16 protein-coding genes are annotated in these 22415 nt (G+C 33.2%); 5 read left to right on the forward strand and 11 right to left on the reverse strand.

The features are described from left to right. Positions 1-3: 3 nt before the first annotated feature. From JAZ75_RS19235 to JAZ75_RS19265, 7 genes are all read right to left on the reverse strand, one after another. Complete coding sequence (locus JAZ75_RS19235) at positions 4-1854, reverse strand: carbamoyltransferase (RefSeq protein ID WP_208697668.1); 1851 nt, start codon at positions 1852-1854, stop codon at positions 4-6. A gap of 5 nt (positions 1855-1859) precedes the next feature. Next, on the reverse strand, positions 1860-3062 hold the full coding sequence (locus JAZ75_RS19240) for an MBOAT family O-acyltransferase (RefSeq protein WP_208697670.1): 1203 nt from the start codon (positions 3060-3062) through the stop codon (positions 1860-1862). Positions 3063-3255: 193 nt separating this feature from the next. Further along, positions 3256-5277, reverse strand: a complete 2022-nt coding sequence (locus JAZ75_RS19245; protein WP_208697672.1) for a hypothetical protein — start codon at positions 5275-5277, stop codon at positions 3256-3258. Beyond that, positions 5278-6378, reverse strand: coding sequence for a His-Xaa-Ser system radical SAM maturase HxsC (gene hxsC / locus JAZ75_RS19250; protein ID WP_208697674.1), 1101 nt, complete (start codon positions 6376-6378; stop codon positions 5278-5280). A 9-nt stretch (positions 6379-6387) separates the two neighbouring features. Further along, positions 6388-7881: a His-Xaa-Ser system radical SAM maturase HxsB gene (gene hxsB / locus JAZ75_RS19255; protein ID WP_208697676.1), complete on the reverse strand. Its 1494-nt coding sequence runs from the start codon at positions 7879-7881 to the stop codon at positions 6388-6390. 3 nt (positions 7882-7884) lie between these two features. Further along, positions 7885-8256: a His-Xaa-Ser system protein HxsD gene (gene hxsD, locus JAZ75_RS19260; protein ID WP_208697684.1), complete on the reverse strand. Its 372-nt coding sequence runs from the start codon at positions 8254-8256 to the stop codon at positions 7885-7887. A 1-nt stretch (position 8257) separates the two neighbouring features. After that, positions 8258-8971, reverse strand: coding sequence for a peptidoglycan-binding protein (locus tag JAZ75_RS19265; RefSeq protein WP_208697687.1), 714 nt, complete (start codon positions 8969-8971; stop codon positions 8258-8260). A gap of 1109 nt (positions 8972-10080) precedes the next feature. On the opposite strand from JAZ75_RS19265, the gene JAZ75_RS19270 reads away from it, so the two are divergent. Next, entirely contained in the window at positions 10081-12045 is a 1965-nt protein-coding gene (locus JAZ75_RS19270) for an ATP-binding protein (RefSeq protein ID WP_208697689.1), read from the forward strand. Between the two features lie 86 nt (positions 12046-12131). Further along, positions 12132-12899, forward strand: coding sequence for a hypothetical protein (locus tag JAZ75_RS19275; protein WP_208697691.1), 768 nt, complete (start codon positions 12132-12134; stop codon positions 12897-12899). A gap of 49 nt (positions 12900-12948) precedes the next feature. On the opposite strand, the gene JAZ75_RS19280 is transcribed toward JAZ75_RS19275, so the two are convergent. After that, positions 12949-13515 carry a hypothetical protein gene (locus JAZ75_RS19280; protein ID WP_208697693.1) on the reverse strand — a complete coding sequence of 189 codons (567 nt, stop codon included), beginning with the start codon at positions 13513-13515 and terminating at the stop codon, positions 12949-12951. A gap of 591 nt (positions 13516-14106) precedes the next feature. Here JAZ75_RS19280 and JAZ75_RS19285 point away from each other — a divergent pair. The 3 genes from JAZ75_RS19285 (at position 14107) to JAZ75_RS19295 (ending at position 20484) form a co-directional block, all read left to right on the forward strand. Next, entirely contained in the window at positions 14107-17649 is a 3543-nt protein-coding gene (locus JAZ75_RS19285) for a SusC/RagA family TonB-linked outer membrane protein (RefSeq protein WP_208697695.1), read from the forward strand. A gap of 16 nt (positions 17650-17665) precedes the next feature. Next, the gene (locus tag JAZ75_RS19290) at positions 17666-19009 is read left to right on the forward strand and encodes a RagB/SusD family nutrient uptake outer membrane protein (protein ID WP_208697697.1); all 1344 of its coding nucleotides are present in this window, start codon (positions 17666-17668) and stop codon (positions 19007-19009) included. Between the two features lie 194 nt (positions 19010-19203). Next, complete coding sequence (locus JAZ75_RS19295; RefSeq protein WP_208697700.1) at positions 19204-20484, forward strand: TlpA family protein disulfide reductase; 1281 nt, start codon at positions 19204-19206, stop codon at positions 20482-20484. Positions 20485-20526: 42 nt separating this feature from the next. On the opposite strand, the gene JAZ75_RS19300 is transcribed toward JAZ75_RS19295, so the two are convergent. The 3 genes from JAZ75_RS19300 to JAZ75_RS19310 all read right to left on the reverse strand — a co-directional run bounded on the left by JAZ75_RS19300 (position 20527) and on the right by JAZ75_RS19310 (position 22214). Beyond that, positions 20527-20823: a hypothetical protein gene (locus tag JAZ75_RS19300; protein ID WP_208697702.1), complete on the reverse strand. Its 297-nt coding sequence runs from the start codon at positions 20821-20823 to the stop codon at positions 20527-20529. 10 nt (positions 20824-20833) lie between these two features. Then, complete coding sequence (locus tag JAZ75_RS19305; RefSeq protein WP_208697704.1) at positions 20834-21340, reverse strand: MauE/DoxX family redox-associated membrane protein; 507 nt, start codon at positions 21338-21340, stop codon at positions 20834-20836. A 331-nt stretch (positions 21341-21671) separates the two neighbouring features. After that, positions 21672-22214, reverse strand: coding sequence for a hypothetical protein (locus JAZ75_RS19310; RefSeq protein WP_208697706.1), 543 nt, complete (start codon positions 22212-22214; stop codon positions 21672-21674). Between the last annotated feature and the right edge of the window lie 201 nt (positions 22215-22415).

Consider the following 22415-nt stretch of genomic DNA (forward strand, 5'->3'; position numbering starts at 1 on the left):
ATATCAATCGAGTTTAAATTTTGAATTCATTTTATGCAAGCTGGTACGTTGTTTATCTCTAAAGTAAACATAATTTTGTATTACCAATATATCCATATCTGTAGTCATAAAACAGTTATATGCGTCCTCTGCAGAACATACGATCGGTTCACCACGTACATTAAAGCTAGTGTTTAATACAATTGGATATCCAGTGTGCTTTTTAATATTTTGCAACAATTCCCAAAATTTCGGGTTTAATTTCTTCGATACAGTTTGGATCCGCGAACTGTAATCTACATGTGTAATTGCTGGAAATATACTGGTTCTTACTTTAAGTTTTTGATTAATTAATAATTCATGAAAGTTTTCAGGAAGGGGAACTCTGAATTCGGATCTAATTTTACTTGTGTAAAGCATGTATGGTGAGGGATCTTTCATTTCGAAAAAATCTTGTAACTCCTCTTGAATTATAGCAGGGGCAAAGGGTCTAAATTGTTCCCTCAATTTTATTTTTTGATTTATTAACTCTTGCATATTCGGATTTTTTGGATCCGCAAGTATACTTCTATTGCCTAATGCCCGTGGTCCAAACTCCATATTATCCTGAAACCAACCGACGACATTTCCTTCACTAATTAGCTCTGCTATTTTAACAGATAGATCATTGAAATCCTCATATCTAGTATATTCTGTTTTTAGTTTACGATTTAACTTCAGAATATCATCCTCACTTATTTTTGGTCCTAAATAAATATTTGAGTTTTCTGGAATCACTATTTTATTATTACAAAAATACATATGGTAAACAGCCATAGCTGCACCTACTGAACCCCCACAATCCCCAGCGGCCGGTTGAATATAAATTTGATTAAAAAGACCAGATTGTTTAATTTTTGTATTGCAAACACAATTTAATGCTACTCCACCAGCTAAACAAAGATTCTCAGAATTTGTTAACCTTTTTGTCTCCTTAACCATTTTTAAAACAATCTCTTCCAAGACTTGTTGGACTGCACAAGCGAAATTACAATGATGTTGACTAATATCACTTTCAGGTTTTCGCCTCTCTATTCCAAAGAGATCTTTCCATTTATGTTCTCGGATCATTTTAAGGCCGGTAGCATAATGAAAATAGCTCTGATTCAACCATATTGAGCCATCTTCGTTTATAGAAAGCATCTCCTGTTTAATTTTTTCTATAAAAGCCTTTGTTTCTTTATCGTCTATATTTCCAAAAGCAGATAGACCCATTACTTTATACTCCCCCGAGTTTACAGTAAAACCTAGGAAATATGTAAATGCGCTGTACAATAAGCCTACAGAATGAGGAAATGGCATTTCTTTAACTACATTTATTATTCCTTCTTTAGCATGAAATATTGAAGCTGTTGTCCATTCTCCAACACCATCAATTGTTAAAATAGCAGCGTCTAAAAAAGGAGATGGGTAGTAAGCACTTGCAGCATGAGAAAGATGATGGTCTGAAAATAACAGTTTCAATTTTTTTTTATCGTAAGGTCCAATTTCTTGAAGACCTTTTTTTATTTTTTGCTTCAAGAATAGCTTTTCATCTAGCCAAATAGGTATAGCTTTAAGAAATGATGCAATTCCCATTGGTGCAAATGAATAATATGTCTGTAATAACCGTTCAAATTTGAGAAAAGGTTTTTCATAAAAAACGACTGCATCAATATCATCAATAGTCAGGTTTTCTTCGCTAAGACAAAATTTAATAGCATTAATAGGAAATGATGCAGAATTTTTAATTCGAGTAAAACGTTCTTCTTGAGCAGCTGCTCTAATTTTCCCATTTATTAATAAGCAAGCTGATGAATCATGATAAAAAGCTGAAATTCCTAAGATATACGACATGGCAATTAAAAATTAAAATATAAGAAGTGTTGCTGTCCTATATCCCCAAATAAAATGATAAATAATAAGCAAGTAATTAAAAATGCTGAATCCAGTATCTTTTCTGTATTTGTAATTGGCATCAAATTCATTCGGTTGTATACAAATTTAGAATTGACCAATAATACTATTAAAAGACAAGTAATTAAATAGAATAAATTTACGTTAGACGTGAAATACGAAGTTGAGGATGTTAGTGACCATTCGTCAGTTAAGAAAAAAATCTTTTTTAATATAGTAGATAACTCTTCAAGATTACTAGTTCGAAATATTAACCACGTAAAGGGGATAGTTGCTAAGAAAAATAATCTCCTAAAATATTTATTTTTAGAGTTTCCCAAGTGTTTTTTTAAAATATCGTCAATGATAAACAATAACATATGGATTAGACCCCATATTATGAAGTTAAAAGATATTCCATGCCAAATTCCACTCAAGAGAAATGTAGCAAAAAGTGCAAACAAAAAGTTTAAATAACCTTTTTTGTTACCACCTAATGAGATATAAATATAATCTCTCATCCATTGAGATAAAGAAATGTGCCACCTATGCCAAAAATCTTTAATTGAGGACGCTAGATATGGATTTCTAAAATTAATCTTTATATCATATCCAAGGCATTTCCCTATACCGATTGCCATTAGTGAATATCCCCAAAAATCAAAATAAATTTGAATAGAATATAAGATTGTCGAAGTATAAAGAAGTAATCCATCATGTTTATGCTGATTACTTAAGATAGGTTCAATAAGTAGTGCTAACTTATCAGCTACAATTAACTTACAAAAAAGACCAAATAATAATGTTTTAAATCCGATGGCAAGCGAAGTTATCTCAATAGGACTATTCTTATTAAATTGAGGTATAAGCTCGGATGCTCGATGTATTGGGCCAGCTAATGATTGTGGGAAAAAGCTAACAAATAGTGTTACGTCTTTCAAAGATACTCTTGAAGTATATTTATTGTTTTTTATATCAACTAGTAGAGCAATAGCTTGTAATGAATAGAAGGATATACCTATAGGAATAATATAGGAAGCTTGTTCAAATGTGTATGGAGTAAGGCGATTTATGTATTCTGGTAGATATGTATATTTGGATGATAAAAGTAAAAGTAGAATAACAAGAATAGCAAAATAGCAGATTTTGTTTTTGTCATAGTTCTTCATACTCATTGCGGCAAAGTAGGTGAAAAGTGATATCACAATAAGATAAATGAAACTTGATAAGCCTGCCCAGGCATAAAAACAACAACTGGCACAAACCATTATATATGACCTAAATTGATCTTTTGTAACCAATATGATCAGAGTAACAAAACAAAAAAATATCAAAAATGGTATAGATGCAAAAGGCATGTTTCTAATTTAATGACATTTTAAAAATACCATTTCTCAATCCATAGGTGGCAGCATAGTTGATTGAATCGCCTGTAGGTGAGAAGTTTGGATCCCATTCATTTCCTTTCGAATCTGTTAATTGAGTTTTTTTTCCACTTTGTAAATCTAAGAGGAAAAGATCCCAATTGTCTTTTTTGCGAGCCGCATAGACCATTTTAGTTCCATCTCTAGAGATACATGGATCCCATTCGTCATAATCAGATTTTGTGAGATTTGTTATTGTTTTATTTTCAAGAGAGTATTGATAAATATCAAATTGATTGTTTTTATCCTTTGCAATATAATATAACTTCGTTTCATCAGGTGAAAAAATAGGGCGCCAATTTTCGAATTCATCTGATGTTATAATTGTTTTCTCGTTATTCAGTAAATTTTGTACAACAATGTAAGGGTTGGTATATTTTCCATCTAGATGATGCCATGTTGCATATGCGATTTTATCACCTCTATAGTTATAACTTGGTATTGCTCCGTAAGTCGATGGATCATCTGTCAGGTATTTCCTATTACTACCATCACTGTTCATGATGACCACTTTTGTATTGTTTAATGATTGATCACCTTCAGTAAAAACAACTTCTTCTCCATTAGGGGAAGGCCAAGGGTGTAATTCATCTGTCTTATTCCATGTAAGCCTTCTATTTTCTTTTAGGTTATTATCTGCTAGGAAAAGCTCCATATTTCCATCTCGCCAAGATTGAAAGAAAATGCTATAACCATTTGTTGTATATACCGGGTACCGATCGCCAACATTTAATATACTTAATACTGTGCTGCGCACGTTCTGATTTTTATTATTAATGTGTTTGGAAATGCTAGTTGCTATTTGCTGATGCCCTGCTATATTGAGGTGTTCATCAAAATCAAAGAATAAAGGTATTTCCGAATTTACAAAATCATCTAATAGATCGATATGTATAATTTTATTTTCTTTAGAAAGGGTAGATAACCACTTATTTGGAAATTGCATATCAAGATCATCTATATCAATATCAAAACCACTTAAAACCTCATTAAGATATTTATATGATACCTGTTCTTTAGTTGGAATTTGCAATATAATTAGCTCTGCACCATTGTCTTTGACTGCTTTTGCAAATTTATTCAGGTAAAGACGAAAGTTTTCGAGGTCTTTTAACTTTTTATCCGATTGTTCTTTGTAAAAGATATTGAAGTCTCTGTTTGATTTTTGGTCTGGGTAAAAAGGTTCTGTCCATCTTCCCAAGGGCAATGCTGCGGGGTTAGCATACTTAAAATCGTAAAGTGTGAAACGTGCAAAATTAGAGTAATGCATGAGATAATCTGAGAATCCAGAAGTCCTCTTTTCGACTTTCATAAAATCATTAAAATTGCATATCTGTAAGAATACTTTGTCGGCCTTAAGATTTTTACCCTGATTGATATAGTAATAATATTCATCTATTATACCTAAGCCACTTATTCCAGCATTAACGATTATTTTATTGGAATAATCATTGAAGAGTTTACTTGTAAATAATTCTTCATACTCAACCTGAGCGCCCTGCGTGTATGAGTCACCAATAAACAACCAATCACACAGTTCAACTCGAGTGTCCGGATCATCTTCTTCTCCGATTCTGAAGCCCTGCGCATTTGTCTTATATTTTACTAGAAATTCTTTGTCTTGAAATGTTTTGTTTAAATATGGTTTATTGAAATAATAATTTTGTTTTATACTGTATAAATCTTCGATAATATAATCAGAGAATTTATAACTAAAGATCACTTCTGCATGCAAGAAAAATGATAGCACAAACATAAAATTTAACCATATTGTCGATAATACGTTAAAGCGTTGACTTTCATTAATGAAAGCAGTAACAAGAATAGCTGATATAGAAATAGTTAAACTTGCCCATATTGAGCTAGAAATTAGATAAATGATTATTGGATTAATCAGAAGTAATATACCTACTGTTAAAAATAATCTTTTATGGATTTTAATTTCTTTATTCTCTTTCATTTACTTAATTGCTTGAATCAACTGGCTATGTTTTTTTGATGTTGCAAAAACTCCACCGCACCTTTCTGTCTCAGAGCAGGATTCACATTCTTTTAAATAATTTTGCTTCCAATCTGATATCGACCTTTGTGCAAATTTCCAAAGGGAAGGTTTCAATAGACATAACTGTAAATTATAAATAGAAACATTCATCCCCATTGCATTTAGGTATAAAACTGCATCTTCCAGTTCGTCTGAATATTCGGTTGGCTCCATCCATAACAAATCTTTGTTTGCAATAGTATAACCAGTGTATTCCAATCCCATAAATGCTATATGTTCAACAAATGGAAAATTCATGTAGATGTATTTTGCTAATTTCGGAAGCCTCTTAAAAGATTCTTTATGCAGTACTATTCGCAATTCTAATCTATGTTTAAACTTTGCCATATTATGCAGCCCTAAAACTGTCTGATTAAATGCATCTTTTGCTTGAACAATATAATCATGTTGTCTATAGTAATCCGAGTACAGTGGAATACCGTATACCATACGCTCGTTGTTAATATTACTTAAAGCGTGAGGAATGTGCTTCCAGGCGAAACTCCTTCCATTTGTCAGAATATGAATATCAGTATTTGGTAACTCGTCTTTTATTTGGCCCAAAAGTGTAATAAACCTTTGACCTAATAAAGTTGGCTCTCCACCAGTAATTCCAAGTTCTATTGTATCCTTCGAAATTAATGGAATAAGTGATGTATTAATGTTGAAGAAGTGTGTAAGATCATCCACATTTTTAGGCGGTTGTGAACACATTAAGCAATTACTATTGCATCGATCAGTTATAAAAAGAGCATTATGATGAGAATTCTTCCTAAAAAGTGTATGAATACTACCATTTGTGTCAATATATATAATATCTCCTTCTTCTAGATATTCCAAAGTCGCTATACCAACTATCATGATTTTGTCTTGTATAGGAGGGACATTCTTAAATAGAAATACAGTTTGTCCAGATGGCGTATTTGCGACCAAATCCTTACTCCAAGTCTGAGATATTATAGTAGCTACAGTTGGGGCGGTCAGATTTATAGGGATACCCCTTGTTTTAAGTTGAATCATAATATCAAACTAATTTTGAGGAGTATTATTAATCCAAGAATTGAAAATTTTAATGATATCGTTTCCCTCTCTGTCTATTAAGTCAAAAATATGCCGAATGATTTCCATATTCTTTGTACAGAAATCTGATGTGGGTCTGAAACCTTCTAAATCACCTTGCGATGCGTAGTGAAATACTGGATCTGCTCCACAATAAGCTTGAAAACCGCAATCAGCACAACCTGCCAACGTTTCATTGGACCAGAATTTTGAAAAATATTGAGCTTTCTCACCATAGAAAAGAGAATGATAACTATCTTGAACATGGCCCAGCTTAAAAGTAAAATCTTGATTTTCTGCTAGCATTCTAGATTCATCAGTAGCATATACACTACCATCATAATTAAATACCACAACATTATTGATCATTCCTGCAGGAGATTGTAAGTCCACATAACTAACAGGAAACGGAGTTAGAATTTTTTTTAGAACAACAGTTGTATAATCTTCAACCATAAAATGTCCATTTTTATTTAGTTGAATAATATAGTCCAAACCTTTTTTATAAAAATCAAGATATCGCTGTGTCTGATAATGGTTTTTCTTTATATTTTTCAATGCAAATCCATAAGGACTTATGGGACGTAAAAATATATTACTAAAACCATTTTCAATATAATTATCAATGATTTCAATAGGATAGTCTAAACTTAAAGTTGTTGTTGTCATCAGGGCAGATATTTTATCGTGTCCAAGCTTTTCTCTTGCAAGCTCAATACCCTGCATAACCATTTCATAACTTTTAGTTCCTGTCTTTGGTCTATTTGCATTGTGTAGAAATGCTGGTCCATCTAATGATGTAGATATTACAACATTGTGTTGTGCGCAAAACTCCAGTATTTCGTCCGAGAACACAGTCGCATTAGTACAAATAACAAATGTAATTTCTTTATTGTGCACTTCGTTTAGGAGATTTGCGTATTGAATACCGTATTTTACTTTATCAAAAGCTAGTAAAGGTTCACCACCTTGAAATTCCATTGTGATTGAAGAAGATGGTGTTCTGAACATATGTTCAATACCAGCTTTTAAATCTGCGATTGAAATATCAAAATCCTGTTTATTTTCAGAAACTCTTGATACTTGGCAATAATGGCAAGAGTGATTGCAGCGTAAGGATACCACAAATATATGTAACGCGGTGAACTCATCTAGAAAAGACTTTTTAGTTCGGTACCGCGTTGCTAAAATGTCGATTAAATCAGGAATTGGTTTTTCTGAAATAAAAAAATTAGCAATAAGATCAGCATAAATTTCTTCTTTATCGTTAATCTGACGATTTGCAATTCTTGTAGACGTGCCTATGGGTACAATTAGAAAATCTCCAACTTCATTAACTAATACTTCCTTTTCATTATTGACCTGATGAAAGCGAAATGGAAGAAGGAAGTAAGTATTCGTACCAGTATTATATTTATCGATCGATTTAAATTTCCGAAATTCTTTAATTGTTCCTGCATCCATATCTTATTTTTTAAAATCAAATGGATTAAATCCAATAGGATCATCTAAAATTCCTGGAGGAGATTCGCCATATTCATCATCGTTTGCAAATGCCTTTGCAATCAATAAAGTCCTTATATCTTTAGTTTCAAGAGCTATTATTTCTCTAGTGTTGAAATCTAATAGATCTTTTTTTATCTTAGATATAAGACTGTTTTTATCCATATCATCAGGAATATTTGACATCTTAATTATTAAATTATTGTCCACACTTTCGATATCGATATCAAACTTTCCAGAGTACCAGTAGAAACACTTATGTACAACAGATATACTATATAGAGTACTTTGGATCTTTAGTACGATTTTATTATTTTCATTAAATTCTACCTTCATTTTATTTATTTAGTAAGTGATATGCCGTTGATGCGTCACAGTTACCACTCCCAGTCAAATTGTTATCTTTTTGATATTTCTTAACCGTTGCTTCAATAGTTTCGTCGTATGTATATGTTCCATATACTTGATTTTGTCCATTTTCTAGTAGGAGATATCCTTTTTTTAATAAAATATTAATAAGTTCGGTCACATCGCTTCCAGACATATCACGTTTTAGATTTCGATCTCCGAGTTTTAAAGCAGTGGCGCTTAGACCTGCTATAGTTTTAGTCGGAGAATTTTTATTAGTAGACGATGAAGTTTGTTTTGAGCTACCAGAACCACTTGATGATCCGCTACTGCTAAAGCCCAATGGACGAGTTGTCGAAGAACCGCTGGTTGAGCTTGTAGAAGATGAACTGCGAGAACTTGAACTTCCAGAGCTCGTCGAGCCAGAAGAGCTACTGCTTGAAGCACCAGAATAGTGTGATCTATGTGATGAATGCGATCGATGACTCCGATGTGATATAAGTGACCAGCCAGAATTGTTATTTAATTTTAATAATAACTTTGGGCTTAGATCTTTCTCTTTAATTATAGAGAATTCATTTTCTTTATATATTGAGCCTGGTGCATCTATTACAGCTGCTGCTTGCACTGTACTATTTGCTGCTATACCTGCAAGAGAGCTAAGAAATAGCTTTTTTAATACATCAGATAATTTATTTTTCATAGATTAGATGAATCTTATATGGGTTTTGATTAGTCAAACTGGACTAAGTTAATGAAAAACATATTATTTAAACAATTTACTTGAAATAAGATGTTTTTAATGATAGATGTAGATTAGTTTTATTTGTAATTAAGCGTTAATTAGAAATTAATTCTTCAAATCAGCATGCATTTATTGATCATTTCTTTTCAAAATGTATAAAAATTAAAAATTTCTCATCCATCAAATCTGTTATATAATAAACTTTTAATTTCAATTTTGATAAATTAATTTCCACATTTTACTCAATTAAGTCTATCTACTCTCATTTATTACTTTTTTGCGAATATATCTATAGAATTTGAGAATATTTACGGGAAACCGTATTGCAAAGGAATATAATGCTAAAAATCAATTAAAAAATAATAAAACTAAAAATTATAGCAAAAAATAGCTAATATATTTAGTTTTATTATTTATCTTTAGATGTTGAATAGGGATGGACATGCTACAAGGTAACCGGTTGCTCAACATTTTTTCATGTTCATCCTGTTCAATATTGGATTAAAGCAGGGGAGGGTTCTGTGAGTTCACTTTATAGTAAAGTAACTTAGGATCGAAATGTCACCCCTGTTGGAAGAAGGTAAAAAAAATAAATACTAATTACGATCAATGTACCATTGACAACCGAGATTTTGAAGGACTTAAAGAATAAGGGATACATTATCCCAAAGTCTAACAATAGTGTGGATGATGTTATATAGCATTTTGTCCCGACAAAAATAAACGACCTATGGGCATTAATGAGTGAATTTAAAGAAGAGTCTGCGACCGTTGTGATTGAGCAGATCTTGGATGTACCCAAAGAAGTGTTTGAAGGAAAATTCTTGAGGGTTTTCTAATTTTGTACGATTTTGTTTGATATATTTAGTATTGGAAGTAATGTTTTTAAATAAAGTGGTAAGGTTTGGCGTTGGGACGTAGAGGTTGGAGTAAAAGGAATCTTTCAAAGGATTTTATTTTGTAATATTGTATGTGCTTAATGGCTAATTTTAGAAGTATATTCAACGAAATGGTTGGTGTTTTTATTCGTTTTTCAATAAGTATTTAACCTGTAATTATCAAAAGCTATGGAAACAATTATTGATTTAGGAGTAGAAAAAGATCATATAGAATCTTTGACCAGAGCTAGTGGAATAACCGCTATATCAGAATTAATATGGAATTCCTTAGATGCTGATGCAACAGAAATAAGTATTGAATATGTGTCTAACAGTATAGGAGGATTTGAATCGATTGAAGTTAATGATAATGGATTAGGAATTGAATATACTAAAGCACAAGAAGTGTTTGGTAGATTAGGAGGCTCAGAAAAGAAAAACATCAATAATAGTCCAAGTGGTAGACAATATCATGGAAAAGAAGGAAAAGGAAGGTATAAAGCACTTGCTTTAGGTGATTTGGTTACGTTTACAAGTAGATATAAAAACTCTAGTTCTTATAAGGAATTTACAATCACTTTTGACAGAAATAATTTATCTCATTCTAAATTCAGTTCACTAATACCTCTTGAAGGTGACACTTCTAAATCTGGATTTAATGTTTTAATTCAGAATATCAACTTTGACATAGCCCAACAAGCTTTTGATGAAAAGAATAGAAAAGATTTAGCCCAAAAATTCGCATCTTATTGGATAAATTATTCAAATTTTTCAATTACTATTAATGGTCAAATTTTAGAATTTGCTTCACTGATCAAGAATTCTGACGAAACGGAATTTTTAACAGATAAAGAAGGAATAACATATAGGTTCAAATTTAAAATTCTTGAATGGAACTTTGATATAAAAAAGAAAGCATACTTATGTAACACCAAAGGAATTCCATTCAAAGAACTAAATTTAGGTATCAGATCGAATATTCCGATTTCAATTTTTATTCAATCAATTTATATTGAGAGCCTTCATAGAGAAAATAAAATTGATCTACAGGAATTAGATGATGTTATGACTTTAGTAATTGAGGAGTCCAAGAAATTTGCTAGAGCATATACAAGGAAAAGGTTACATTATTATTCAACAGAGTTCATATCGGACTTAAAGAAAAAAGGAATATATCCATATAGAGAAAAGCCAGAAAATCTAGTAGAAGAAAGTAAAAGACAAGTTTTTGATATTGTAGCACTACAAGTTAATGAGTTCTTACCTGATTTTGAACATCAAGACATCAAGAGTAAAAAACTTACCTTATCATTAATAAAAGAAGCTTTAGAAAATAATTCAAATTCTCTTCAAAAGATTTTAGCAGAGGTAATTGAGTTACCTAAAGATAAGAGGGATGAGTTAGTAGAAATTTTAGAAGAATCTTCTCTTTCTACAGTAATTGATACAATGACGGAAATAAAAAATAGGTTAAGATTTATTAATGGACTCGAAGAACTTATTTATAATAAAGATTTGAATAAAAACGTGCTTGAAAGAAAGCATTTACATAAAATACTTGTCAATGAAACTTGGCTATTCGGGGATGAGTTTACTTATGGTGTAGATGACGTCACTTTAAAAAATGTTTTAAAGGAGTATTTAAAGTATTTAGGTAGAGCTGATTTTTCAGAAATTACTGAAAGCAAAGATAACTCTGATTTACAGATTATACCTGATGTGTGCTTATGGAGACAGTTTCCCCAAGGAATACCTGGTCATAAAACAAATTTAATTATTGAATTAAAAAAACCTACGGTAGATGCTGGAGTAGATGAATTGATGCAAATTAAACTATATGCCTCTCGAATTTGTAAAGATAGAAGATTCCCGAAAGAAAAAACTAAATGGAAATTTCTGTTAGTGACCAAAGATATTAAATCCGATATTGAGTCCGAATTGGAACAAAGTGATAGGAAATATGGGCACGTTATTTCTACAGATCTCTATGATGTATATGTTCTGACTTGGGGCCATATTTTAAATGAAGCTAAGACCAGATACGAGTTTATTAAAGAAAAGTTAAATCTAAATCTTATGAACAATGATAAAAATCTTGAGTACTTAAAATCTAAATATGCTGAATATTTACCTGATAGTCTAAGTGATAATTAACTTAATATTTTCAGAGTTTTCATATGATATTAAACTGATTTATTAAAGTCAATATTAGTTATTTTGTAATTGTATTCATTTCATGTATGATTTTTGTGTCCTGTGTTGAAAAGCAACCAGTTTCGGTTGCCGTTAAAGCATCTACAAACAAGTTAGAAAAGGATCGTGGATTTGGTTTCTTAGACTTATTAGTGGAGATTTTAAGTTATTCTTCCTATAAAATTGTTGATTATTCAATTCAGTTAGATGAGAAGACAATGGAATTGATTGACACTTTAAAAAATCCGGAAGTTTTAGATCGTTATATGTTTAAAGGAAAATCAAGTGTGATCAGTAATAGAATTTACTTAGATCGTATCGTTTTTAATATTAATAATATTGAATTACAAAACGGCTATATGAATTTGTATTTGAATGATACATTCAGAGGAAGGCTCTTATTGTTAAAATCTGATTATTACGTTGCAAACAACTATGATAGATCCAAGTTTCCAGATTATGCATTATTTAATGCTCCAAAAGATTCTATTTTTGATAAAAAGTACAATTTAAATCAAGAAAATTTAGAGGTGGTGGATTCAATTTTAAAAGTTGCAAATTTAGAGCGTAAAGAAACCAAATTAAATTTGACCAATTATTTTAAACAATTAAAAACATATGCAAATGCTGATAGCATTGTTGTCCAAATTGATTTATTTCCTAAAGACCTCGGTGAAATCTACAGTAAGCGTTATGAGTTTTCACCAATAATTTTATATGAATATTCAAATTATGAAGGTCCCTATGGCAGTATAAGATTAAATTTAACAAAACGTACTTATACAACATTGGAATTTTTTGAGAATGCGTCTTAACGCTGTTATTGATGTTACTAACACCATAATGTAAGTTTTGTTTTGACTTCTAATCAATCCAATAAACATCAACAAGTCTTTTTCCAAGATTTCCATTTTTCAATTTGATTGGCTTCTTTTCGCTTTTTAACGTTTTCTTGGTAACTGCGTACCGGAGTGCCTTAGAAAGCTGATCATCAATGTAGGATTTTTGAAACTCTGTTTCGATATATGACTCTATTTCGTTAAGATATCTAGGTTCTTTAAGGAAGTCTGATTTAATAAGAACTTCCGAAACAAAAGCATCTATACTTCTGTCAGTTTTGGAATGTAAAAAGTATTCGGGATTATCTTTATTATCCCTTTTGAAGTTAATGACTGCTTCCGTTTTGGCGATACTTGAGGGGATAGTAACATTCAAATTAAGAATCTTAGCACCTTTAATCTCCAGTTTTTTACCAATATGTTCGGCAAGAGTGTCATTAAAAGGTCTAGACTTATTAGTAATTCCATAAATATGAGAGACGTCTCTCTCTACAAATTCGGCGAAACCAACATGTGTCATATCAAGAATATTCATGATTTGAGACAATCTCTGTGCTAATTTCTTATTATAAGTTTCATCTTGGTCTAACATTAAACAAAGACCGATAAAAAGTTACGCTAAAAATTATCATGAAATTACTTTTTTTGTAAAATAATTATATATATATTTGTTGTATTACTTAATTGATTTATACCTTTTTAGGTATGGTAGTGTAATTAACGAGTCTCGTTTCCCAAGTCTCACAAATAAATATCGAACACGAGAGCGGTAGATTACACCCAATAGCCTTTATTTTGCTATATTAGCAATATATAAAGGCGTGGGTGCTATCGTTTGAAGCTGAGTTCGACGGCGTGAGACCCAGGGAATAATGCTAGATAGTATCCCACGTTTTTATTTCGAGGGAAAGAGACTCATCATTTATAATTTTATAAGATGAGTATGTATCAAAAAAAACAAACCACCAAAAACATCATCAAGCCGGCAGATTAGATCTGTTGCGCCAAGTCACTATGTTGACTATCCATTCAAAATGCAATAATGTAGACCATTATATAACCAATTGACGACGATTTAAAATTGCATTTTTCCATTATATTTTTTAACTATTGAAAGTTTAACAGGTGCCTTATTGCCTACATTTTAGCTCCTGAATCCACCTTCAATGTAAACCATTAAACAATGCAAAAAACTTGCAATGGGGAGAGCTATGTGCTATTCCCGAGGAAAAGTACTGTCTTAAATCCAGAGTTATTTTTTGGTCTTCAATCCAAAACAAACCAAAATATAAACACATTGAAAAGTCCTTTACTCAAAAAGATATATGACAGAAATAATTCTTCTGAAGAGGGCAGTAGCACCTATACAGTTACTCCCATAGAAATAGATTGGTTGAAGCAAGTACCCATTTGTTATTTGCTTTCTCCAATCCTCCATGCCTTTAATCTGCTGCTATGCTTATTAAAGGCCATTAAAGTAATTGCGATACCCTGTATCATGATCATCGCAGTATTTCATAGTTTATGTTTATCAGCTCAGACACCCCGCAAGGACAGTGGGGTGAATGAGCAGGTAAAATATGAACTGGTAGGGCAGGTGCTATCTGCAATTGACAACAGCCCGATGCAAGGCGTCTCCATTCGTATCGAAGAGGAGAATATCCAAGTTAAAAGTTCTAAGGATGGAACTTTTAAAATGCTCGTCAACTACCAAATGGGTAAAATTAAATTCTCCTTTGTCGGTTTCAAAAGCCAAGAAATCAATTATACTTCTGAAGTATCGTTAACGGTTAAATTGATACCTGAGGATCATCAGCTCGATGAAGTAGAGGTAGTATCAACGGGATATCAGAAAATACCCAAAGAACGAGCAACGGGGAGTTTTGTGCAGATCGATAAAGAACTTTTGAATAGGAGAGTGAGTACGAATATTCTTGATCGATTGGAAGGAGTGACGAGCGGTGTTAACTTTAATCGATCATCTGGCGGAGCAGGAGGTTTACTACCACCCAATGAGCAGACGGGTGTGTCTATACGAGGGCGGTCAACTATTGATAATGATGTAAGTGCTGATCCACTTATTATTCTAAATAATTTTCCTTTTGAAGGTAGCTTAGATCAGATCAATCCTAATGATATTGAAAGCATAACGGTATTACGTGATGCTGCAGCAGCTTCTATTTGGGGTGCACGTTCAGGGAATGGTGTCATTGTGATAACGACCAAAAAAGCTGCTTTTAGAGAACAAACAAAGATTGACTTTAATACTTCAACCACAATCGGAGTGAGGCCAAATTTGAAATATAGCCGAAATTTTATTCCAAGTTCGGAATATATGCATGTCGAGCGTCAGCTTTTTAATAAAGGTTTTTATAATGATATATTATCCAACAATACAACTTTTCCTTTAGTAAGCCCATATGTTGAATTGTTGGATCGACACCGATCAGGTGATATAGATGAAAATATGCTTAAGCTTGCTGAGCAAGAGTTTGCAACCATAGATAGTAGAGATGAGACGTCAGAAAACTTTTACCAAACTTCAGTTAAGAACCAATATGCGTTTGGAATTCGCTCTGGAGGAGAAAAGTTTAACAATTATTTTTCTATTGGCTACAATGATAATCGAGAAGTTGTTCAAAAGAGTGGTCTAAACAGATGGACAATAAATATTTCTCCGCAGTTTAAGTTATTACAAAATCTAACTTTTTCTCCATCGGTATCCGTGACCAATACGACAGAACAATATGGTTACAGTTACAGTTCACCCTATCCCTATATTGCATACAAAGGTGAGAATGGACTTCCGATTACGGTACCAAGTGGTTATCGAGATAGCTACCTACGAGAAATGGAAAGCAAAGGCTTTAAAGACTGGTCACTTCGCCCATTAGAAGAGAAAGAACTCAAGAATACGTATGCCAAGCGCTTGCATACAATTTTGAATGGTCAACTCATGTATGCCCCGCTAGACTGGCTGTCGTTGTCCTCACTCTTTCAATATGAACGTCAGCAGAGTGAGTATGACGATTTGAAGGATAAGAATAGCTACTATGTAAGAAATTTAGTCAATCGCTATACGCAAGTCAACGGCACAAATTTTACTTACCCTGTTCCCGATGCGGATATACTTGATCATACTCGAGATAGGTTAGAAGCTTATAACTTCCGGGTTAATAGCACGATGAATAAAAGATGGTCAGACGATCATCAATTAAATGCGCTATTGGGTGCTGAAATGAAATCGACAATTATTACAGCCCATTCAGGTCGTTATTATGGCTATGATCATGAGACAGGAACGATTTTAAGTAATCTAAACTTTAATCAATACTATCCAATTAATCCGAGTGGATTAGGATCACAGCTGATTGATGATGGTATAGGCAATATGAGTGAAGTGACTCGCCGTTCCGTTTCTTATTTTTTTAATGGTGCTTACCAATTTCGAGAACGGTACACGCTATCCGCCTCAGCTCGAAAAGATGGTGCTAATTTATATGGAGTAAAGATTAATGATAAATTTGTACCACTTTGGTCCGTCGGACTTTTATACGATATTTCAAAAGAAGATTTTTATAAATCAACCTTATTGCCAACATTAAAGTTTCGGCTTACGTATGGTTATAATGGAAATTCATATAATCAATCTGCTTACCTTATTGCAAGCTTTAATAGGAACACACTTAATGGTTTTCGACAAGCTACCATTCAAAATCCACCCAATCCATTGTTAAGGTGGGAGCAAGTCCGTAATATTAATTTATCAATGGAGTTTGCTTCCAAAGGAAATCGTATTTCGGGTTCGATAGAGCTTTTCCAAAAAGATGGAATGGATCTTATACAGGAGATCTTGCTTCGCCCTTCCTCAGGTTTTAATAGTTACAAAGGTAATTCTGCTTCAGTTCGTAATAGGGGTTTGGATATACAATTAACAAGTATAAATACAAAAGGTAAGTTTAATTGGAGTACCGTATATCTTTTAAGTTTGATCAAGGATAAGGTTCTTTCTTTTAATGAAGAATACCCAACAAGGTATTTGGTATCTAATTCGTCCGCAGTTGACGGGTTAGCTCGCTATGGTCTCTATATTAAAGAGGGAAATTCACTTTATGGAGTATACAGTTACCGATCATCTGGACTGGATGAAAATGGAGATCCTTTGGGCTATTTAAATGGAGTTAAATCTAAAGATTATACAGGCATTATTGCAAGTAACATTATGGATAATGTTAACTATCATGGAAGTAGTAGACCAACCTTGTTTGGTTCATTGCGCAATACTTTCTCATATCGGAATTGGTCACTTTCAGCTAACATACTTCTTAAGTCTGGTTTCTATATCAGAAAGAAAAGTAGCAGTACTAACTTAAACGAAGTACTATCCATGCCAAATGCTGATTTTATGTTGGCATTTGATCCTCAGAACCCAAATAAAGAAACATCGATGCCTGCATTGGTCTATCCTGTTAATTCAAGCCGCAATACATTTTATCAAAATTCTGAAGCTTTAGTTTTATCAGGTGATCATATTCGTTTACAAGATATTTCCTTGTCGTACAAGGTGAAGTTTTCGCGATTTACAGCAGATATTTATTCTTACATAGACAACCTTGGAATCATATGGCGTAAGAATAAAGTAGGTATAGATCCTGATGTTAACGATTATTTCGGCTTATATCCAATACCAACAAGTTACTCACTTGGTGCTCGCATCCAGTTCTAATTTAAAAATTCAGATTATGAAATATCTCATTTATTTTTTCTGCCTGTTCTTCTGCTATTCTTGTAAAAAGATTGATAACTGGCTGGATGTAAAATCAAAAAATAGCGATGTCATACTAGAAAGTTTGGAAGACTATCAATCATTACTGGATAATACGACAGTGATGAATACCACGCCTGGCCTCGGAATTATCAGCGCTGATAATATCCATCTTCTTGAAAATACGGCTTTGACAGTTGGAAATCCTTCGGAACGAAATGCTTATATCTGGAAAGAAGATATTTATGAAGGCGCAATTGGAACGGGAACTGGAGATTGGACAGTACCTTACCGAGCTATAGCGTATGCCAATATCACTATAGAGGGAACAGATAAAGTTACAAAATCAAGTGCCGAAAAGGATAATATTCGAGGTTCGGCATTGTATTATCGTGGTTTTCATTATTATCAGTTATTACAGCTTTATGCTCCGCCATATGTAAAGGGCGCTTCAATATCTTGCGTGCTTCCTATGCGCTTTGGGTCGGATATCAATGAAAGTGGCGACTTAATTACGGTAGAAGCTTGCTATGAGCAGGTAATTACAGATTTGACTGCTTCATTGAGCATCTTGCCAATCGTTCCTGAAAAGAAGACTCGACCATCACGTTCCGCAGCTTTAGCGATGCTAGCAAAGATCTATTTAACGATGCAAAACTATGATAAAGCATTGCAATATGCAGAGGAGTATTTGAAGTACAATAATGAATTAATTGATTTTTCGAGTTTAAATACAGTGGCCACATTACCTTTTCCAACCATCGACAAGGGAAATAAAGAGATCGTCTTCTATGCTGGACCGATCAACTACTTTTTTGTATCGTATGGAGATCTCAGGGTTAATGAAGCATTATTTGATAGTTACAGAGATAATGATATCCGAAAATCAGCCTTCTTTAGAGTAAATGTTGATGGTACAAAATCCTTTAAAGGCCGCTACTCTGGTACAGTTGGAATGTTCTCAGGACTAGCTACTAATGAAATTATTCTGATAAAGGCAGAATGTCTTGTTAGAACGGGTTTTTGGAAAGAAGGTAGGGATGTATTGAATAACTTTTGCAATTATCGATACAAATATTTTTCAGAACCGCCGAACGAAACCACTGATGATGTGCTTTTACGTGTCTTGGAGGAACGTCGTAAAGAACTCGTGTTTACAGGTAATTGTAGATGGGAAGATCTGAGGAGATTGAATATGGAGGTGAGATTTGCTAAGACATTAACTAGAACACTTTCTGGTAAACAGTATATATTACCTCCGAATGATTCTAGATATACTTTGCCTGTTATTCCGCAGGAATTAATGGTAACAAATAAATAATGATCATGAAAATACGAATAATACATTACTTAATATACCTATGCATTTTTTTGGGTTTTAATCATGTCGCTTTATCACAAACGGCAACTATTGATGTTAGAAGACTCAAAGATAGTCGCTTAAAAAATGAATTAAATTGTTACTGGACTGATGACAATTTCGAATTTTTCAATCGAACTCCGCACAGAAAAGAAATGGCAATAAAACATGATGCTATATTTACGATTAAGTTTGATAAAGGAATAGATTTCCGATATATCACTTTAAAAACAGGGAATGAGAAAAATGCGGAAAAAATATTATTATTGGATTACTTAATATTTCCAGGAGATAGCGTGATCATTTCCGAAGAAGATGACCGTCTCGTATTTAGTGGTATTGGGGCTGAAATTATGAATTTGCAATATCAAATTAGTCGAATAGAAAAAACAGTATCATTCCCGAATTTTGTAAATAAAAAGATCGATCTGGTAGATAAGGAACCTGAACTGTCTTCAATTCTTCATGATAAGCTCCAGTCGCTTTTACAATATAATTACATGAAGCGTGATAGTCAACTTATTGTATTAGATCGAAATATTAGTGTATTAGACAAGAGTAGTTATCGATTACTAAAATTAAATATTATTGGTAAAATTGAACAAAACTTGTTGACACAATTGATTATGGTCTTTCATCGTATCAGTAAAGAAAATCCCAATCTTGAAAATGAGAAATCATTATTTATAAAGGAATACCTAAGGCGGAATACACGACTTCATGAAGTTACTGATAAGAATTTTTTTCAGGCAAATGAAATGGAAAATTATTTCATGGAAAGAATGAGGCTTAGAAAATGGTTGGGTACAGCATTTGAAAAAGAGTGGGATTCCGGGATGATGAAACAGGAAAGTCTAGATAGAATATATTATCGTTATTTTTTTCAGAATTATGCTAAAATGGATTATGATCAGCAGTCTAAAATCGAGTCAAATGTCTCAAGTAATAAATATCGAGATGCAATTCAGCTATTTCGTGTTCAAACAGCAAAAGGGCAATTGTTACCAGATTTTAAGTTGATGGATACAAGTGGAAAGTTGGTGCAATTTTCTGATTTACGCGGGAAAATTATTGTTCTTGATTTTTGGTTTACTGGTTGTGCAAATTGCAAAGTATTACATGAGGAAATGAAGACCGTAAGGAAAGAATTAAAAAATGTGAAAGATCTTTGTTTTGTTAATATTTCTGTAGATGAAGACATAGCGAAGTGGAAGAAATCTGTTCAATCTGGATCGTACAGTGATTCTTCAGATATCAGTCTATATACTATGGGAGAGAAATCGTTACATCCTATTATAAAGTTCTTTAATGTAATTTCTTATCCGCGGCAAGTTATTTTGGATAAAGAAATGAGAATCGTAACGACTCAGGTTCCAAGACCTAGTTCACAAGAAAAAGCAGCTGCTCTTGTAAATTTAATAAAGAGTATTAAATAAAAATAGCACCTGAAATTTTTCAGGTGCCATTTTTTAATTCCATTATTCGTTTGTGCGGAATACTCCTTGATCAGCTTCCTGGAAATTAGCAGGATTTTTATACTGGTCATTCATTGGTCCTGGAGCACTACCAATTTTATGATATGAACATGTTGAACTTGCATCTAAGCATTCTCCTGCAGGATAATTTGAAGCAGGTTCCCAAGTTGTTCCATCTAATGTGACAAAATCACCAGCTGGTGGAATTAACGATTTTGTAAATGATTGCGTTAATGCCGCACCGCCTAATACAGCTACTCCAAGTAGCACTTTTGTGAAATTTTTTAATGAGGTTTTCATACCTTTAGTTTTAATTGTTTATAATTTTTGTTTTTTTAAGGGCATAGATTCCGGCGATAAACCAAGCCACATTAAATATAATGTGTGTTTTCCAGCCCATGGATTCGATCACTCCTCCGCAGTTACAGAGCCTATCTTCTACAAAAGCGACCATTAGGGTCAGATAAATTGTGAATATGCCCATCAATAGGTTAGATACCCATAGCGCAGTACGCTTTATCTTGTATATCGGGACAATCAATAGTACAGCTAGCAGGATTTCCAAAGAAGGAATGCCCCAGCCGATCAATTCTGCATATTTCCCTAAATAGGGGATTTTACTGTTTCCCCGAATAAATTCAGCGATTATTTGCAGCTTCGCTATTCCTGTATAGAAATACAAGAAAGCATAACCGTAAATAATCAAAGTAGGTATGCGAGGCTTGATCCACCGTGCACTCCGACGGATTAAACTACCGTTTTTTGTGGATGTTGCCGGGTGTACTTTGTCGCCCTTATTGTTGATGATATGGTCCATTTGTTTGCGTTGTGAATGTCTCTTCTATCCATGCGACGGAATAGTCAACGATCGTCAACTGATTTCCTGTTTGCGGGTTTCACCCGCCTCTGGGGAAGGGTGCAAATTTTTTCTTGTACTGTTTCATAATTTGTTTTTTAATGAGCAGATCGGAAAAAATGGTACGGATACAATTATTTTCTTGTTTTACAGGACGATTCATTATTTCATCCGATCTGCTATTACAAATTTCAGCAGCATTTTTTGTTATATTTTGGGAATTTGGACACTATGTTTTGGGTTTTTATGCCCAATAAATTGGGCATAAAAACCCAAATTATTGGGAAAATGCCTATTCTCTTTCGCGTATAAGTCGACGAAGCAACTCTTCACTGATCCCCATAAACTGGGCTAATTCTTTATGTTTGATATACTGGCGTATATCCGGATATTTGTCAAATACAAAATCATACTTATCGGGATTGGGCAATGAAAGCAGTTTTGCCCGATAATTGAGGTACTGTTGCTGTTTGTCCATAAGGCTGGCGTAGATCGGGAAAAGCTTTGGGTTTTTCGCATTTATCGTATATAGCTGTTTTCTTGTGGTCATGTAAGTGCTACAGTCACTCAATGCAATAAACTGATAATTGTGACTATGGTTGGGGATCATCAGCGATTCGCCACTGATGGCATACCGTACCGGACATGTCTTTTCATACTTTCCAAATATACCTTCTGCAATGAGGTAGAGCTCGCCCCAGTTATTGGTTAGGTACTCGCCCTTCACAAAGCGGATCTCTGCAAATGCATCCGTCAATTCAGGGATAGCAGATATCCATTCGCCATGAATGTCTTTTAAAAAACTGGCTAAAATCTCTTCTTTACTTTTCTTCATAATTAAGTATTGGCTGGTATTGAGCATAAAATAGACCCACAATTTATTAAACGATGTTTGCAAAACCTATTAGCGGGAAATAAAGGCATATGTAGGGACGAATCACCTTGATAGAGGGATGAATCCAAACTTTTAGCGAGGCTATTTGGATGAAATATCGTTTTATCCCTCAATAAAGCAATATTTCCCAATTATTTTTTA

Origin of the sequence: Sphingobacterium sp. UDSM-2020 (genome assembly GCF_016132525.1) — a bacterium.
GTDB lineage: Bacteria > Bacteroidota > Bacteroidia > Sphingobacteriales > Sphingobacteriaceae > Sphingobacterium > Sphingobacterium anhuiense.

What these genes read in the sequence shown, in the direction of transcription:
- JAZ75_RS19310 (WP_208697706.1), bottom strand. Translation starts at nt 22,214, where the DNA reads ATGAAGAAAAGTAAAGAAGAGATTTTAGCCAGTTTTTTAAAAGACATT.
- JAZ75_RS19275 (WP_208697691.1), top strand. Translation starts at nt 12,132, where the DNA reads ATGATTTTTGTGTCCTGTGTTGAAAAGCAACCAGTTTCGGTTGCCGTT.
- JAZ75_RS19270 (WP_208697689.1), top strand. Translation starts at nt 10,081, where the DNA reads ATGGAAACAATTATTGATTTAGGAGTAGAAAAAGATCATATAGAATCT.
- hxsC (WP_208697674.1), bottom strand. Translation starts at nt 6,378, where the DNA reads ATGATTCAACTTAAAACAAGGGGTATCCCTATAAATCTGACCGCCCCA.
- JAZ75_RS19295 (WP_208697700.1), top strand. Translation starts at nt 19,204, where the DNA reads ATGGCAATAAAACATGATGCTATATTTACGATTAAGTTTGATAAAGGA.
- JAZ75_RS19245 (WP_208697672.1), bottom strand. Translation starts at nt 5,277, where the DNA reads ATGAAAGAGAATAAAGAAATTAAAATCCATAAAAGATTATTTTTAACA.
- JAZ75_RS19240 (WP_208697670.1), bottom strand. Translation starts at nt 3,062, where the DNA reads ATGAAGAACTATGACAAAAACAAAATCTGCTATTTTGCTATTCTTGTT.
- JAZ75_RS19300 (WP_208697702.1), bottom strand. Translation starts at nt 20,823, where the DNA reads ATGAAAACCTCATTAAAAAATTTCACAAAAGTGCTACTTGGAGTAGCT.
- hxsB (WP_208697676.1), bottom strand. Translation starts at nt 7,881, where the DNA reads ATGGATGCAGGAACAATTAAAGAATTTCGGAAATTTAAATCGATCGAT.
- JAZ75_RS19285 (WP_208697695.1), top strand. Translation starts at nt 14,107, where the DNA reads ATGCAAAAAACTTGCAATGGGGAGAGCTATGTGCTATTCCCGAGGAAA.
- JAZ75_RS19290 (WP_208697697.1), top strand. Translation starts at nt 17,666, where the DNA reads ATGAAATATCTCATTTATTTTTTCTGCCTGTTCTTCTGCTATTCTTGT.
- JAZ75_RS19280 (WP_208697693.1), bottom strand. Translation starts at nt 13,515, where the DNA reads ATGTTAGACCAAGATGAAACTTATAATAAGAAATTAGCACAGAGATTG.
- JAZ75_RS19265 (WP_208697687.1), bottom strand. Translation starts at nt 8,971, where the DNA reads ATGAAAAATAAATTATCTGATGTATTAAAAAAGCTATTTCTTAGCTCT.
- JAZ75_RS19235 (WP_208697668.1), bottom strand. Translation starts at nt 1,854, where the DNA reads ATGTCGTATATCTTAGGAATTTCAGCTTTTTATCATGATTCATCAGCT.
- JAZ75_RS19305 (WP_208697704.1), bottom strand. Translation starts at nt 21,340, where the DNA reads ATGGACCATATCATCAACAATAAGGGCGACAAAGTACACCCGGCAACA.
- hxsD (WP_208697684.1), bottom strand. Translation starts at nt 8,256, where the DNA reads ATGAAGGTAGAATTTAATGAAAATAATAAAATCGTACTAAAGATCCAA.